Raw genomic sequence first — 14,979 nt, 5'->3', positions numbered from 1 at the left:
AGCCGAACGCTAATCATTAGCTTCGGCTGCCCTTTTGTTTACTGATTGGATTCCCCGCTCCTCCTTATACAGCGGCCAAGCGGTCAGACTCGGAACGACCCACACCGACAAGGCGGCAAGAACAAGTCCAGCCAGCAGTCCCAGAAGCGGAGAGAACATCGTCATGCCCGCTGTAACCCCATACACTGCAGCAGGAATTGCCAGGAGAGTGCCTGCTGCCAGTTTGCCAGCGCTCCGGAACTGGTCATTGCTGAATGGCAGCACCGCCACGAAGTCCGATTTGGCAAAACGCGCCCAGCTCGTATTCAGCCAATACGACATCATCAGCAGCAGGGCAGCAAGCACGATTAGCTTAATGATAGGCGGAGGCAGCCAGATAGCCGGAATGCCAAGCGCCGTAATCTGAATATACATGAGCAGACTTTCCGGATTTCGCAGCAAAGCCTTGATCCCTGCACTGGCCAGCCGCTTATCCGCGCCTCTGCTATACAGTCTGCCTGACTTTCGGAACAGCCATGGCTTGCTGCGTATACTCGGCGGTTTTCCGACCGCCTGGGTCAGCAGCTTTTCGGTCAGCTGCACCCGCACCTTGGCATCTTCACGGACATCCGTCAGGAAGGTGGCGCGAAGCCTTACCCGCATCCGGACGAGCAGGAGCAGAACGGGCACCAATATCGCAATCGCCCCCCACATCAGCCCTGGCCGGTCGCTGCCCCACGTCGCGACCAGAATATATCCCCACAGCGAGACGATCCGGGTGATGCCAGCCCACAGGCGGTGCCTCCAGCCCTTATAGCTGACGGCAATCATCCGGAACGCAACATTGGTGCACCAGGAACAGACGGCCGCAAGCGCCAGCAAAGAAATCAACGTCCCGATGCTCAGTCCGTAGGCTGCCATCAATACGGGAAGAATAAGCGCCGTCAGCAGCATTCCCCTTAAAGTGGACACCAGCTGGCTGTAGATGATCCCCCGAATCATCAAGCCTTTCATCCATGCAGGGTGTTGACGCAGAAACAGGACATCAGCTTCTTCCATAAACAGCAGCAGCCGTCCGGAGAACAGCAGCAGCAGGACCGCTGCCGCCCCCTGGAACGGAATAAGCTCTATCCAAGCAGGAAGAGGCCTCGTCAGAAAGTCACGATAAAGCCCGATCCCGAGCAGCAGCCCGGGAATGAGTATGTACAGCATGATGACCCAATCCACAACAGCGCCGATATTGGAGCGCTGGTAAGACCAGTGGGATACAAGCCGGCGCCGGAAGATCGCGTTCGGGCTGGCAATCCTCTTGTTCGTAGTCATACGCTTCTCCCCCCGTCCGTCATGTCAGCACATCGAAGCAGTCAAACAATGATCCCTGCGGCAGGCCGGCTGCCTCACGGATGTGCTCCAGTGATCCACGGGATGCAATCTGACCGCCTGATATGAGGATGAAGGAATCGCATATTTTCTCCGCTGTGTCCAGCACATGGGTGGACATCAGCACCCCTGCGCCCCGGCGGCGTTCATCATCCAGCAGGCGCAGAAAATCCCGGGTCGCTCTCGGGTCGAGCCCGATAAACGGCTCGTCCACGATATAGACATCGGGCTTGGCCAAAAAACCGATCATCAGCATCATCTTCTGCCTCATGCCTTTGGAGAACCCGTTCGGAAGGTCATGCTTCACCTTCTCCATATCGAATTGCCGCAGAAGGGCTGTCGCCTGCTCCTCAAACTCCTGATCGCCCATGCCAAATGCAGCGGCAGCCAAATCAAGATGCTCCCATAACGTTAAATCCTCGTAGAAGACCGGATGCTCAGGGACATAAGCGTATCTTGGCGGGTCGCCTGCGATGCTGACCTCGGCCTTGCAGTTTTTCAGCAGGCCCAGCAGCGCCTTGATCGTGGTGCTCTTCCCGGCCCCGTTAGGCCCGATCAGCCCCAGCAGCTGACCGCGAACGACATCAAAAGAAATATGATGGATGCGAGGCTTGCCAGGCTCATAGCCAGCCTCATCGATATGTACCTTCAGAACCGTTTCAGCAGACATGCTTGCTGCAAGTCCATCATGCATATATAGAAACCTCCCGGATGATCGATTGTGAGAGTGATGCTTCTTCTTATTTACGTTCGCTGTGCCGAATGGTTGCATTATGGACACCCGTTGGTACGCTTGCAGGTCATATAGAAGCCCCGGTTTTTAATTTTCAGGATTTTCGTAAATTCGTCCGCTGAATGTGACAAATCACATGTTGCCGCCCGGCCCTTCTGTCGTAAGGTTAAAGTAAATTATCATTCAGGGCGATAAGTCCGGAAAAAAGGCGGGAGAACGCATGAGTGTGTCACATGAAAGAGAGACGCAGTTTTCTTTACACCTGTATCGGGTGTTTGCCAAATCATTCAAAAGTGTCAGCACACATGTGGCAAACGGAGCTAGAATTGACGGTCTGAATCCGACAGCCTTTGCGGTGATGGAGGTTCTGTACAGCCAGGGTCCACAGCCCATCCAGCAGGTCGGAGCACAGCTGCTGCTGCAGAGCGGCAACGTAACCTATGTGGTGGATAAGCTTGAAGCTAAAGGGTATGTACGGCGCAGGCCGTGCCGTGATGACCGGAGAGTGATCTTTGCCGACCTGACCAAAGCAGGAAGAGCGCTGATGGATCAATTGTTCCCTCATTATACGGAACAGATCCATACAGCGCTCAGCGGATTAAATGAAGCGGAGAAGTCAGAGCTGCTGACTCTGCTGAATAAGCTGGGGGATAGGGCTGAAGCGGTATCGCATCCATTGTGAGCGCTTTAGCTGCGCCCCGTGATTCGATTAATCCCTGAATCCCTCCAGCGCCATTGTGGGTCTGCCGTCAGATTGCCAGGCCCCTTTGTTATATCCTCCATTATACCCGGGCACGGCTTGCGGCTCCCAATAGAACACACCCAGCCCCGTGCCTCCGGGTAATTCGCGAACCTTGGTTTTGATGCTGCTGATGAAGCTTTTTGCGGCAGCAGCCTGATCGTAATCCATCCCGATCTCGGTTATCATGATGCTTTTGCCATAATTCGAAGCCAGTTCCTTCGCGTTGGCAATCGTCTGATCCACCTTGGTTGCCCAGTCCCCAGCTTCCGGATACAGGGACATTCCGATCAGGTCGAAATGGGCTCCGTGATTGATCAGTCCGCCGATATTCCAGCGATACAATTCGCGATCATAGCCGTTGGACAGATGGACAATGGTCCGTGTTTCCGGGTTTACAGCTTTCACCGCATTGTGCCCCGTATTAACCAGCCAGGCATAATTTCTCATATTTCTCGAAGCTCTTCCATCCTCCCAGAGCATGCCGTCATTCGTTTCATTTCCGATCTGCACCCACGCCGGAGTCACGCCATGCTGCTGCATCGTATTCATGACATACACGGTGTGGGCGTAAACCGCATCCATCAGCTGCTGAAAATTAAAGCTGCGCCAGGCGTACGGTTTGTTCTGCTGTCCCGGGTCCGCCCAGGAGTCACTGTAATGCAGAGTGAGCATGATTCTCATGCCTTTATCCTGGGCCCGGCGGGCAAGCCGCGCCGCCTGTTCTGCATTCATGTATCCGTTCATATAGTCGTTCATGTTCGGATTCACCCAGACCCGAATGCGGGCTGCGTTGATCTGATAGTCCTGTCTCAGAATGTCCAGAATATCCCGCCTAACCCCGTTCTTGTCCCGCCAGCTGTAGCCCTGGGCTTCCATTCCGGCTACCCAGCTGATGTCCGCGCCCTTCACAAATGCATCCGCTGCGTTCAGCCGTTCACCATCCATGAACCCGAAGGATGAGGCCAGCATACCCAAACATAACACCATCTTAAGCCATACCCCTTTCTGCAGCCTGATTACCATTACCCTACCTCCTGAATGAATACAATTTTCCGGCCGGTAATTGTATTGTAAGCGCCGTCCATGCAGATCTACATGGCATTATGTTAACAAACAGGCTGTTTTCCCAATAAAAGTAACCCGTGGGACGCGCCTCCCGCCTTTGCATCCCCGGCATGAAGCTGAGCCTTATTCTTTCACAGATCCGAGCGTCATCCCTTTCACAAAAAATCGCTGCAAAAAAGGATACACAAGCAAAATCGGTGCTGCCCCGATAAAGATCTGTGCCGCATTGACCGTTGTTTGCGACAGCAGCTCCATCTCTTTCGGGCTCATGCTCATCGTGCTCATATCCTGCTGGATGATCACCGTCTGCAGGAAAGTCGCCAGCGGAAAGTCGCGGGAATTGTTTAAATACAGCAGCCCGTCAAACCAGGAATTCCAGTGAAACACCATGCTGAACAGCGCAATTGTGGCGATCGAGGGGAGCGACACCGGCAAATAGATGCGAAACAGCGTCTTGAAATGCCCCGCTCCGTCAATATATGCCGCCTCCTCCAGCTCCTTCGGAATCCCTCTGAAAAAGTTCAGCATCAGGATCACCAGAAACGTATTCACCGCACCTGGCAGTACAAGCACCCAGAACGAATTGATCAGCCCCAGCTTCTGGATCACGATATAGAAAGGGACCAGCCCCCCATTAAACACCATGCTGAACACAAACAGCCAGGAGTACACACTGCGGCTGGCGAACACGCGCCGTTCTTTGGACAGCGGGTACGCCGCCAGGAAAGTTATGGCCAGCGTAAGCGCGGTTCCAAGCACGGTTCGGGCCACCGATATCCAGATGGAGCGCAAGAAGGCCGGGTTGTTCATCGTTTTCTTATAAGCTTCAAGCGAGAAATCAACCGGCCACAATCCGATGAGGCCAGCATCCGCTGCCGCTTTGGAACTGAATGAAATGGCCAGCACATGAATCAGCGGAATGATGCAGAGCACGGCCAATAAGACCAGCAAACCGATATTGAACACGTTAAAGATGCGATAGGGTATCGTTTTGTGATACACCTGCGGACCCTCCTCTCAGCGGACTAGAATATACGGTAGCCTGCCCATTTGTAAGCCATCCGGTAAGAAATCAGAATCAGGATCATGCTGATTACAGATTTGAACAATCCGATGGCTGTTCCGAATCCCATCTCCCCGTTCAAGATAGCTGTACGATAGACAAACGTGTCGATAATGTCTCCTTTTTCATACACAAGCGGATTATACAGGTTAAAAATCTGATCAAACCCGGCGTTTAAGATGTTGCCCAGCGCCAGCGTGCCGACAACGACCGTAATCGGGAGCAGCGACGGCATCGTGATGTGCAGCGTCTGTTTCCACCTGCCAGCACCGTCGATTTCGGCCGCCTCATACAGCGTCGGATTCACCCCGGCGAGCGCGGCCAGAAACACAATCGTGTTGTACCCGAATTCCTTCCATACATCCGATACAATGACCGTAAACCGGAACCAGTCGTTATCCCCCAGGAAGAAGATCGGCTGAACGCCCACTGAGGCAAGCACCCGATTCACAAATCCGTCCACGGCCAGCATTTCGATCAGAATTCCGCCCAGAATGACCCAGGACAGAAAATGCGGCAAATACACCATCGTCTGAATCGTCCGCTGCAGAGCCCGCTTTCTTATTTCATTGAGCAGAATCGCAAAGCTGAACGGTACGAGAAGATTAAACACAATTTTGAGGACCGCGATAACCAGGGTGTTCCAGATCACCTGGAGGCTGTCCTCCCTCTCAAACAGATAGCGGAAGTTGTCCAACCCCACCCAGGCTGAGCCCTGAATGCCCTCCCATGGCTTGTAATCCTGAAATGCCATAATGATCCCCGTCATCGGCAGGTAACTGAACAGCGCCAGGCAGATCAGCGCCGGCAGCAGCATGAGGTGAAACGGCCACGTTTTTCGTAAATTTTTCATGCGGTTCCTCCCGTTAAATCGATCTACAACCTCATTATAGGGGCCCCTCCTGCCGCGCAGTAGCTCACAAAACCAACATTCATGGCACGATCCCAATCAAAATTGCCGGGGCCTCGGAAACACCCCGATTCCGAGCATGTCGTGCAGATGCAGCGTGATGCAGTCACCACCTCGCCGAAGGCAGATAGCGTTACAGTCATAAGGCGGTTCACGTTCCGTTTAAGGGCGGTTGGCGATAAAATAAGGGCCGTTAGCAATACCAGCCCCAGGCGGTCGGCATGACAGCCAAAGGCAGAACAGGGCCTATAACGCCCGCATCGCTGCGGAACGCTAAGGCCCTGCTACCGTTATTTCACGCTCTGATACCACTCGTTCACCTCTTGGGTGATTTGATCCCCGCCTCCGCCTTTCCACGACTTGACGAAGGCGTCAAAGGAATCCAGCGGCTGCTTTCCGTATATGATCTCATTCAGCGCCTGATTCTCGATTTTGTTCAGATAATCCCATTTCGATTTCATCGTTGTTGTGACAGGCCCTGTGAACATGTCCTTCTTGGAGATGTCCTCCTGGGTCAAGAGAACCTGTGCCGCGGCCGGCGTATCCTTGCCGTAGTTGACGGCGACATCTCTCTCCAGGCGCGTCTCAGGCGTGCCGCCATCCGCCAGCTTCATCAGCGCCTGCATCTGCTGGTCAGGAATGCGCGCGCCGTCCCGGACCAGCAAGTAACGGACGACATTGACGTAACCGCCCTCGATCTGATCATTAGGCACCATTTCACCGTTCCCATCCAGCTCGTAATCATAGCCTTCAAACATGCCGTATTCGAATTCCCCGCCCGGCTTGGAGACAGCGAAGTTGTCAAACAGATAGTTCTGATAGGTGAAAAAGGCTTCCGGATGCTTCATATCCTTATGAATCAGCGTGACTCCGTTCGTGTAGTGCGTGCCGTGCCGCATCGCCGTTCCATCCGGACCGGTCGGAATCGGAATTGGCTTCCATACCGCCCCCGGAGCATTCTTGACCGTGTCCTGCAGCGGCCATCCGCTCATCCAGTACGGACCTGGAATGATGCCTGCTGTTCCTGCCACAGCCGGTTCGGCCGTCTTGTTCTCATCCCACAGCGCCGCTTCCTTCGGAATGTAGCCGCTATCCATCCATGATTTGAGCTTCTTGAGCCCCTCCTTCATCCCCGGATGAACGGAGCCGTACTCCAATGTGCCATCCTCGGATTCATTCCACTGCTGCGGCAGCGTGCCGTATGCGCCGAATACCCAGGACGGGTCTCCCATCCAGGTGTTCATGGACGTCTTGAATCCGATGCTCAGCGGAATGACCTTGTCCGGGGCAAGCCCATCCGGATTCCGGTTCTTGAATGCATCCATCAACTGCTCCAGCTCATCCAGCGTCTTCGGCTCGCTCAGACCGAGCTTATCGAGCCAGTCCTGGCGAATCCACAAAATATAGTCATGGTTATAGGCAAAGTCCAGTACCGGAATTCCCATCCTCTTTCCATCGCGCGTATAAGGATTCCAGACATTCGGATCCTGGTTCATCGCATCCTTCCAAGTCTGTGAGGCATACTGGTCAAACAGCGTGCCGACTTCCGCAAACATCCCCGAATCGATCAGATCCTGGGCAAGCTGGTTGTTCTCCGTGCCGAGCGTAACCACCTCCGGCATCTCCTGACCCGAAGACATGGCCAGCCGGAGCTTGGTCGCAAAGGCGCCGTTGGTATCCGTGATCGACCACAGCGACTTGATATTAATGCCGAATTTCTCTTTGGCCCAGCGTGTGGCTACATTGTTCTCAATCGTCTCTCCGTTCTTGAATTTCAATGTAGGATCAACGCCCCACACGGTGGTGATCGTAACTTCCGGCTCGTATTTCTCTTTGTAGGCGTTTACAGGTTGGTTCTCCTCAGGCGCTGCTCCCTCTTCACCGCCGCTGCCGCTGCCTCCGCCTGCGCATCCGGCCAGGCTTCCTGCCAGCAGAATCGACACCGCCAGCAGCTGCAGCCAGCCCTTTCTTACCCACATATCTACTCCCCCTTTGGCTCACGACTTTATAATTTCATTATAGAGGGACGCGGCCCGCACAGCCTATGTCACGAATCGAACATTTCTGCACCTTTGGCAACATCATTGCTCCCTGTACTCATGGGGTGTCATTCCATACAGCTTGCGGAACATTTTGCTGAAGTACTGCGGGTTCTGGTAGCCAAGCTCAGCTGTAATTTCGTATATTCGTTTGTTCGTATGCTTGAGCAGATAAAGCGCCCGTTCCATGCGCTTCCGGATAATATAATCGCCCAGCCCTTCGCCGGTCTCGCTTTTGTAGATCTTAGATAAATAGACGGGATGCAGATAGACTCTGTCTGCAATCGTTTTGACGGAGAGCTCATGACCGTTCTCGGCTGCCACCATGTCCTGTACCTGACGCACGATGCGGCTCTTGTGGCGCTGGTCCTGACCCGAGTCGATCTGGACCAGCTTGTCCAGCATGTCCAGGGACCATGCCCGAAGTTTACTCACCGATTGAATAAGCTGCTGAATATACAGCGGGTCCCAGCCGGCCTGGTCAAGCTGGTGAATTAAATATCCCTGCTTGTGTGCGATATACATATAAGCATTGCTTATGTGCAGAAACACCCCGTACAGCTGCGCTTGTCCGATGCAGGCCTGCTCCAGCACGGCAAAAACAGCTTCCAGCTTGCCGCGGGCATCCTCCCATTGCCTCGTCTCCAGCAGCTGATACAGGGCTGGCGGCTGGTCCAATTCCGCCACGGCTTGGATCAGCACTTCGCTTGAAGCTGCCGCTTCATTCATAAACCGGATTTCGCTGCGGTCGCTCTGGTCCAGCACATACAGCGATGACAGTGCCGAGCGATAAGTATCGGCCACGCCGCCGGGGAAGCGGAACATCGGCGTAACGAGCACCGAAATCTCCCCTTTCAAATAGCTGCTCACATGGTGCTGCAGCTGCTCGGCATACCCTTGCAGCAGCACCTCGGCCGGCTGTGTTCCGCTGCCGGCTGCCAGCCCCTGGCCATCCTGCCTCATCTGAGCCAGAAGAATCATGCAGTGATGAGGCGCCTTGCCGCACCATATGTGGAAGCGGTCCTTAAATACCTCTTCCGCCATATTCACGAGGGCATATTCCATCAAACCGGCCGAATGCTCATCCAGCCCCGTAAATCTGCTGCCTAGCTGAATGAGCAGCATCGCTGTATCCCGGTTCATATCGAAAGCGATTTCATATTCATTAAGCTTGGTTGTTAACATGGGAACAGAGAGCTCCCTGCCGAGTGCCAAGTCCTGCAGCAGCCGCGTCCTCAAGTGGCCAAGATCCGACTTCCAGCTGTGCAGCAGCTTGTAATAGCGTTCAAGCTCCATCCGCTCCTCCTGAATGGACCGGATCGCAGCCGCAATGCTATGGATGAACTCCCGGTCATCCACCGGCTTCAGAATATAGGCCGAAGCCTGCAGCTGGACGGCTTGCTTCGCATATTCAAAGTCCGAGTAGCCTGTCAGCAAAATGCAGCGGATATGCGGCCAGCGCTCCGTAATCGTCCCGATCAGCTCCAGGCCCGACATCTCCGGCATTCGGACATCCGTCACCACGATGTCAATATCCAGCTCCTCCAGCCTGTCAATTGCCATGAAGGCCGAGGAGGCTTGATACACCGCCTGAATGCCGATTTCATCCCAGGGAATCGTCTCCCTCAAGCTTTCGGTGACATAGCTCTCATCATCAACCAGCAATATATTCATCCGCTTCCTAACCTCCTCTGCTCCCGCTGTGCTTCAGCGGGCTGATGGTCCATCGCAACCGGCCAGTACAGCTCTGCCCTTGTTCCTCCCAGCGGAGAATTGCTGAAGCGCAGGCCGGCCTGTTCTCCATACCTGAGCCGCATTCGCTGATGGACGTTCCAGACACCACAGCCCATATTCTCATCCATAGGCCTGTTCATGCGGGCCTCAAGCTCCGCAAGCTGCCCGTCACGCATGCCGACCCCGTTGTCATCCACGATGACAACCGCCCTGCCGTCTTCCACCCGAAAGGAAACCTCGATTTCTCCCGGGCCTGCCTGAGGCTCGATTCCGTGCAGGACCGCGTTCTCGACAAGAGGCTGGATCACCAGCGGCGGAATCTCTATCGCCTGCTCCAGCGCATGCGATGCAATGCGATAGGTGAGACGATTCATCCGCAGCGTCTGAATGTTCAAATAATGAGAGACAAACTCCAGCTCGTCCGCAATCGGCACAAGCTCCCTCTCCTGCCGGGTCGTATAACGGAAATAGCGCGACAGACTATGGGACATGGCCACGACCGCCTCGTATTTTTTCAGCTTGGCCATGCTCGTAATGAACGAGAAGCAGTTATAGAAGAAATGCGGATTGATTTGCGACTGGAGCTGCTTCAGCTTCGCTTCCCGGACATGGATTTTCTCCAGGTACACTCGCTCGAACAGCTCTTGAATCTGCTCGACCATGGAGTTAAAACGGGCGGCCAGAAAGCTGAATTCATTCTTCCCCTTCACCTGCATCCGTACTGAATAGTCCCCGATCTGAAGCCTGCGAAACACATGAACCAGCTGTTTGACCGGCACCTGCACCTGGGAGTAGAGCAAGTAAGCGGTCACACAACCCATCATAAGCAAGGCTGCAATCGAGAGGTAAAACCGTTTGTTGGAGGTCATAATCGGCTGCATAATATCGGACAAGGGCAAATAATCGATCAGGTACCAGCCTGTCGCCTCCGACATCACGAGACTGACCGAATACGTTTTACCGTCCACCTTCTTGACACGGTTCTCCACCTTGTGCAGCGGCTCGCTGCTCAGCTCTGACAGAATGCTGCTGATCCGGTCCCGGTCAGCGGTCCGATTATAGATGACGCCGGTGCCCGGCTTGTAGTAAAACGGATCACCTCTTCCGTCGCTTTTGAATCGATCCAGCATATCCTGAATGTTCGTGCTGTCGAATTGAACCTTCGTCACGGTGTTGTACCGGCCTGACATCGAGGAATACGGAGCGGCGGCATACCAGGAAAAAAGAAAGCGCTGCTCGCTTCCTTCCATATAAGAGGACACCTGCCAGCCCGGGGTCAAATAGCTCTCCAGCTCCGTATGGGAATAATAGCCGGCATCATTCTCTGTCACCACCCTGCCAAGAGACGGCGAGTACACCGCCAGATGGCTGCGCCAATTCGAGGAGCTCTGCTGAAGACTCAGCTTCGTCTGAATCTGCTTGACCAGATTGATCGCGTCGAGGTTCAGATCATCGTCCTCCAGGTAAATTTCCCGGAAGCTTGAAATATCGGGATCATGCAGCAGCAGATTGGGCCATGAAGCCAGAATGTCGATGTCCGTGTTCACCTGATTTTGAAAAAAGACGAGCTGGTTCGTATTCGAAGCGCTCAATTCCCTGCTCAGCACCGTGGTTGTCGTTTTGTTGGAGTATAGATACAATCCCATAATCGGAATCAGCATCAGAAAAATAAACAGCACCATTTTGCGATACAAATTAAATCCGGACATTCAAAACATCCCCTGTTCCCCTATGGATGCGGACAGCATGCCAAATACGTTTATTATAATGGAGCAAGTCCTGGCGGCATACGGCATGATGACAAGGTTTTATGATGTTTTTGCAGCCAATTGACTTGAATTTATGAAAAAAGGTCTGTGATCAACCTGGAAGCTAGAAGCCCCGAACACAAATGCTTCATCACGCAGCACGGCCTGCCAGCATTCATCACCCATCGGGTCATGGCGTGGCAGGCCGTACGTTGACAATCGGCGCGCTAATGGCAATTACCGCTTCGGATCGGAAGTAGAAGTCTGAACTTCCGTTTCCGTGTCCCAGCCCTCCTCCGGTGCAGGCGGCCGGTTGCGGAAGGCCGCAACAATGAACAGCGTGAGCACGGCCATGCCTGCCATCACCATAAAGAGCGAGTGCAGGCTTCCCTCCAGCACCTGGCTCAATACGCCGCCCGCGCCCTCAGGAAGCTCCGCCGCCTCGTGAGGAGACAGCAGCTTGTTGATATCCTCACTCGTAATGGCTGCAGCTTCCGGGCTGGCAGCAATCCCCTTGGCGATTTCGGCGTTGATCCACAGCCCGAACACAGCTACCCCCACCGTCTGGCCAAAGGTGCGGATGAAGGAATTCAGCGCGGTCGAGGCCCCGCGAACCTGATAACCGACCGAGGACTGGGCGATAATCTGGAACAAGGTGGAGATATACCCGAACCCCACGCCATATATGAATGTATAGACGAACAGCAGCCCCATCGGGGTGTCTTTTTGCGTGCTTACCAGCCCGGCAGCCCCGATGATCAGAGCGATCGTGCCGATGATGGCCGTCACGCGGGAACCGATTCGCGGAATGATCCGGCCGCTGATAATGGAGCCGATCAGCCAGCCGATCGACATCGGCGCCAGAGCCAGACCGGACTGAGTCGCATTTCCTCCTCGGACCCCTTGTATCCAGAGCGGCAGGTAGGTGCTGAGCCCGATAATGAGCGCGCTGACAAAGAGATTGGCAGCTGTGGACACCGCGATGTCCCGGATTTTGAACAGCCCGAGCGGCAGCATCGGCTCCTGCACCCGGCTCTCTACATATAGAAATGCCCCCAGCAGCGCGATCGAAGCGAACAGCAGTGCCAGCATGAAGGGCGAGGTCCAGGCATAGGTCTCTCCGCCGACCGCAAGGGCAAACAGCAGCGCCGTCGTTCCTACCGCGAACAACCCAGCTCCCGCATAGTCAATCGAAACTGAGCGCGGGCTGCGCTCTTCCAGAAAGTATTTATAGATCAGCCAGATCGACAATAATGCAAAAGGCACGTTAAACACAAAAATCCAGTGCCAGGATAAATAGTCCACAAAATAGCCGCCCAGAAGCGGACCGATCAACGAGGAGATGCCCCATACCGAGCTGATCATCCCCTGTACCTTGCCGCGCTCCTCCAGGTTATAGATGTCCCCGATAATCGTGAACGTCACCGGAATGACAGCACCCGCACCGATCCCCTGGATGGCGCGAAACACGATCAGCTGGGTCATGGACTGCGACAAGCCGCACAGGAGGGAGCCAATCAGAAACACCAGCGAGCCATAGAGGAATACCGGCTTGCGGCCATACAGATCGCTGACCTTTCCGAAGATCGGGGTGGTTACGGTCATCGTAAGCAGATACGCGGTAAAAATCCAGCTCATCAGGCTGACGCTGCCAAAGCTGCTGATAATGGCCGGACCGGCAGGCCCGACAACCGTTCCTTCAATGGCAGCCATAAACGTGGACAACAATAACCCTGCCAATATATAGCCGCGCTTGTCATGTTTTACTGTACTCAAGTCCATATACGCCCCTTTATTCTGTACGAGCCGCGGCTGCATCCCTATGTAAGTTCCGCCCCGCAAAAGGATTGACGACGAAGCTCTCGCTCCACCGGGACACAAATGCGGCCTACAGCATAAGAAGCCCTCCTGTACAGGAGCGCTTCCAACTTGTGTAATATTTCTATTATACTGTTTGCCCTGCCGAATGGGGAGTCTTGACTTTTCCGTCCTCCAGATGGAGGATACGCGCGGACGCTTCCTGCACCCAGCCGGGATCATGTGTGATCATGAGCACGGCGGCGCCTTCCCCGATTACAAATCGGCACAGATGGTTCACGCGGTCTATCGCCGCATAATCCATGCCCGAGGTCGGTTCATCCAGAATATACAGCGGCTTGGGGATGACAAGCTGGCTGATCAGGCTGAGCAGCCGCTTCTCACTCTGGCTCAGCAGATAGGGGGATATCTGCTCGCGCCCAACAAGGCCGGCCGCTTCCAGCAGAAAGCTTGCCCGCTCCAGCTGATCGCCGGCAAGCCCGGTTCTGTCCCGGCTATGCGCTCCCGCATGGAGCGCATAGACCAGCTCATCCCATACGGTCCAGGCGGTAAAGGTATGCTCCGGCTGCTGAAATACGTAGCCGATATGCTCTGCTCTCCGGTAAACCGGCAGCGCGGCCATATCCGCTCCCTGCCAGTACAAGCTGCCGGAACGTGCAGGCAGCAAGCCCATGATGAGGCGGCTGAGCGTGGTTTTGCCCGAACCGTTCTCCCCGGTGAGGAGCACCCATTCGCCGGGGTATAGGCGAGCGTTTACGCAGTCAAGCGCCCTTCGGCCGCCGGGATACGCGAAGCTCAGCTCGCGTATGTCCAGCAGTGCCGAAGATGCGCCGGCGGCAGGCGGGGCGGCCATCGGCCCGCCCTTGGCCGAGGTGGCCGGGGCGTGCAATGCCCCGGCGCCGGAGGCCAGCGGCGGAGCGGCCGCTGGCGAAGCTGCCGCTTCCAGCGCGGCAGCTCGCGCCCCGGCGGCAGGCGGGGCGGCCATCGGCCCGCCCGCCGGGCCCGCGCCCCGGGAGCCTGCGGCCCGGGGCAGCACGCCCAGCTGCGCCAGCTGCTCACCGCAGCGGCGCAGCAGCTCCTCCGGCGGCGCGTCCAGCACCGCGCGGCCGCCGTCCAGGACGATGACGCGCTGCGCTGCGCGCGCGACATCGTCAAAGCGGCCGGACGCGGTGATGAGCGTCCGGCCCTCGGCCTGCAGCGTGCGGCACAGCTGCAGGAAATCCGCCTGCGCCGCAGCGTCCAGGCTGGCGCAGGCGTCGTCAAAGACGAGCAGCCGCGGCTTAAGCGCCAGCACCGCGGCGATCGCCGTCCGCTGCCGCTGTCCTCCGGACAGGCTGCGGACGGGGTCTGCGCGGCGGTCCAGCAGCCGGACCGCCTGCAGCGCTTCCTGGACCCGCCGCTCGATTTGCTCCGGCGGGACCCTCATGTTCTCAGGGCCGAACGCCACCTCGTCCTCGACAATGCCTTGGACGAGCTGGGCATCCGGGTCCTGAAACAGCACCCCCGCCGCCTCCGTTACCGCCGAGAGCGGCGCATCCTTCGGGTCGATTCCGTCCAGCTGTACCTGACCCGCCCGAACTCCGCCCCCGCTTCGGGGCAGAAGCCCGTTAAGCAGCTGGCACAGCGTTGATTTTCCGCTGCCGCTGGGGCCGACAATAGCGACCCATTCTCCTGAGCGGATGGCCATCGTTACGCCTTCCAGGGCTGGCCGCTCTTCTCCGTCATATGTAAATCCGAGCTCGGTACAGATGACCTCCGTGCCTTTCAT

General features: G+C 55.9%; 11 protein-coding genes. 1 reads left to right on the top strand and 10 read right to left on the bottom strand.

Going from position 1 to position 14,979, the window contains the following annotated elements; genetic code table 11:
• Positions 1-9 precede the first annotated feature (9 nt).
• Positions 10-1,302 carry an ABC transporter permease gene (locus CHH75_RS15010; RefSeq protein ID WP_095398570.1) on the bottom strand — a complete coding sequence of 431 codons (1,293 nt, stop codon included), beginning with the start codon at positions 1,300-1,302 and terminating at the stop codon, positions 10-12.
• A 19-nt stretch (positions 1,303-1,321) separates the two neighbouring features.
• A complete protein-coding gene (locus tag CHH75_RS15005; RefSeq protein ID WP_095265998.1) occupies positions 1,322-2,053 on the bottom strand; it encodes an ABC transporter ATP-binding protein in 732 nt (243 codons plus the stop codon).
• 259 nt (positions 2,054-2,312) lie between these two features.
• Between CHH75_RS15005 and CHH75_RS15000 the strand changes: the two genes are divergently transcribed.
• Complete coding sequence (locus tag CHH75_RS15000; RefSeq protein ID WP_095265997.1) at positions 2,313-2,774, top strand: MarR family winged helix-turn-helix transcriptional regulator; 462 nt, start codon at positions 2,313-2,315, stop codon at positions 2,772-2,774.
• Between the two features lie 27 nt (positions 2,775-2,801).
• On the opposite strand, the gene CHH75_RS14995 is transcribed toward CHH75_RS15000, so the two are convergent.
• The 8 genes from CHH75_RS14995 to CHH75_RS14960 all read right to left on the bottom strand — a co-directional run bounded on the left by CHH75_RS14995 (position 2,802) and on the right by CHH75_RS14960 (position 14,979).
• Entirely contained in the window at positions 2,802-3,857 is a 1,056-nt protein-coding gene (locus CHH75_RS14995; protein WP_095398569.1) for a glycoside hydrolase family 53 protein, read from the bottom strand.
• Between the two features lie 165 nt (positions 3,858-4,022).
• On the bottom strand, positions 4,023-4,901 hold the full coding sequence (locus tag CHH75_RS14990; RefSeq protein ID WP_095265995.1) for a carbohydrate ABC transporter permease: 879 nt from the start codon (positions 4,899-4,901) through the stop codon (positions 4,023-4,025).
• A gap of 23 nt (positions 4,902-4,924) precedes the next feature.
• The gene (locus tag CHH75_RS14985; protein WP_095265994.1) at positions 4,925-5,815 is read right to left on the bottom strand and encodes an ABC transporter permease; all 891 of its coding nucleotides are present in this window, start codon (positions 5,813-5,815) and stop codon (positions 4,925-4,927) included.
• Between the two features lie 347 nt (positions 5,816-6,162).
• Entirely contained in the window at positions 6,163-7,851 is a 1,689-nt protein-coding gene (locus CHH75_RS14980; RefSeq protein WP_095398568.1) for a type 2 periplasmic-binding domain-containing protein, read from the bottom strand.
• 102 nt (positions 7,852-7,953) lie between these two features.
• Positions 7,954-9,585, bottom strand: coding sequence for a response regulator (locus CHH75_RS14975; RefSeq protein WP_095398567.1), 1,632 nt, complete (start codon positions 9,583-9,585; stop codon positions 7,954-7,956).
• Complete coding sequence (locus CHH75_RS14970) at positions 9,582-11,354, bottom strand: sensor histidine kinase (protein ID WP_095398566.1); 1,773 nt, start codon at positions 11,352-11,354, stop codon at positions 9,582-9,584. The genes CHH75_RS14975 and CHH75_RS14970 overlap by 4 nt, the downstream gene beginning before the upstream one ends.
• A 276-nt stretch (positions 11,355-11,630) precedes the next feature.
• Positions 11,631-13,169, bottom strand: coding sequence for an MDR family MFS transporter (locus CHH75_RS14965; RefSeq protein WP_095398593.1), 1,539 nt, complete (start codon positions 13,167-13,169; stop codon positions 11,631-11,633).
• A 169-nt stretch (positions 13,170-13,338) separates the two neighbouring features.
• On the bottom strand, positions 13,339-14,979 hold the full coding sequence (locus tag CHH75_RS14960; RefSeq protein ID WP_095398565.1) for an ABC transporter ATP-binding protein: 1,641 nt from the start codon (positions 14,977-14,979) through the stop codon (positions 13,339-13,341).

This window comes from Paenibacillus sp. 7541 (assembly GCF_002276395.1).
GTDB lineage: Bacteria > Bacillota > Bacilli > Paenibacillales > Paenibacillaceae > Paenibacillus_AQ > Paenibacillus_AQ campinasensis.
This window is presented reverse-complemented; position numbering and strand designations above follow the sequence as displayed.

Excerpts from the sequence above, each read along its gene's own strand:
- CHH75_RS15010 (WP_095398570.1), bottom strand. The coding sequence starts at position 1,302 with ATGACTACGAACAAGAGGATTGCCAGCCCGAACGCGATCTTCCGGCGC.
- CHH75_RS15005 (WP_095265998.1), bottom strand. The coding sequence starts at position 2,053 with ATGCATGATGGACTTGCAGCAAGCATGTCTGCTGAAACGGTTCTGAAG.
- CHH75_RS15000 (WP_095265997.1), top strand. The coding sequence starts at position 2,313 with ATGAGTGTGTCACATGAAAGAGAGACGCAGTTTTCTTTACACCTGTAT.
- CHH75_RS14995 (WP_095398569.1), bottom strand. The coding sequence starts at position 3,857 with ATGGTAATCAGGCTGCAGAAAGGGGTATGGCTTAAGATGGTGTTATGT.
- CHH75_RS14985 (WP_095265994.1), bottom strand. The coding sequence starts at position 5,815 with ATGAAAAATTTACGAAAAACGTGGCCGTTTCACCTCATGCTGCTGCCG.
- CHH75_RS14980 (WP_095398568.1), bottom strand. The coding sequence starts at position 7,851 with ATGTGGGTAAGAAAGGGCTGGCTGCAGCTGCTGGCGGTGTCGATTCTG.
- CHH75_RS14975 (WP_095398567.1), bottom strand. The coding sequence starts at position 9,585 with ATGAATATATTGCTGGTTGATGATGAGAGCTATGTCACCGAAAGCTTG.
- CHH75_RS14970 (WP_095398566.1), bottom strand. The coding sequence starts at position 11,354 with ATGTCCGGATTTAATTTGTATCGCAAAATGGTGCTGTTTATTTTTCTG.
- CHH75_RS14960 (WP_095398565.1), bottom strand. The coding sequence starts at position 14,979 with ATGAAAGGCACGGAGGTCATCTGTACCGAGCTCGGATTTACATATGAC.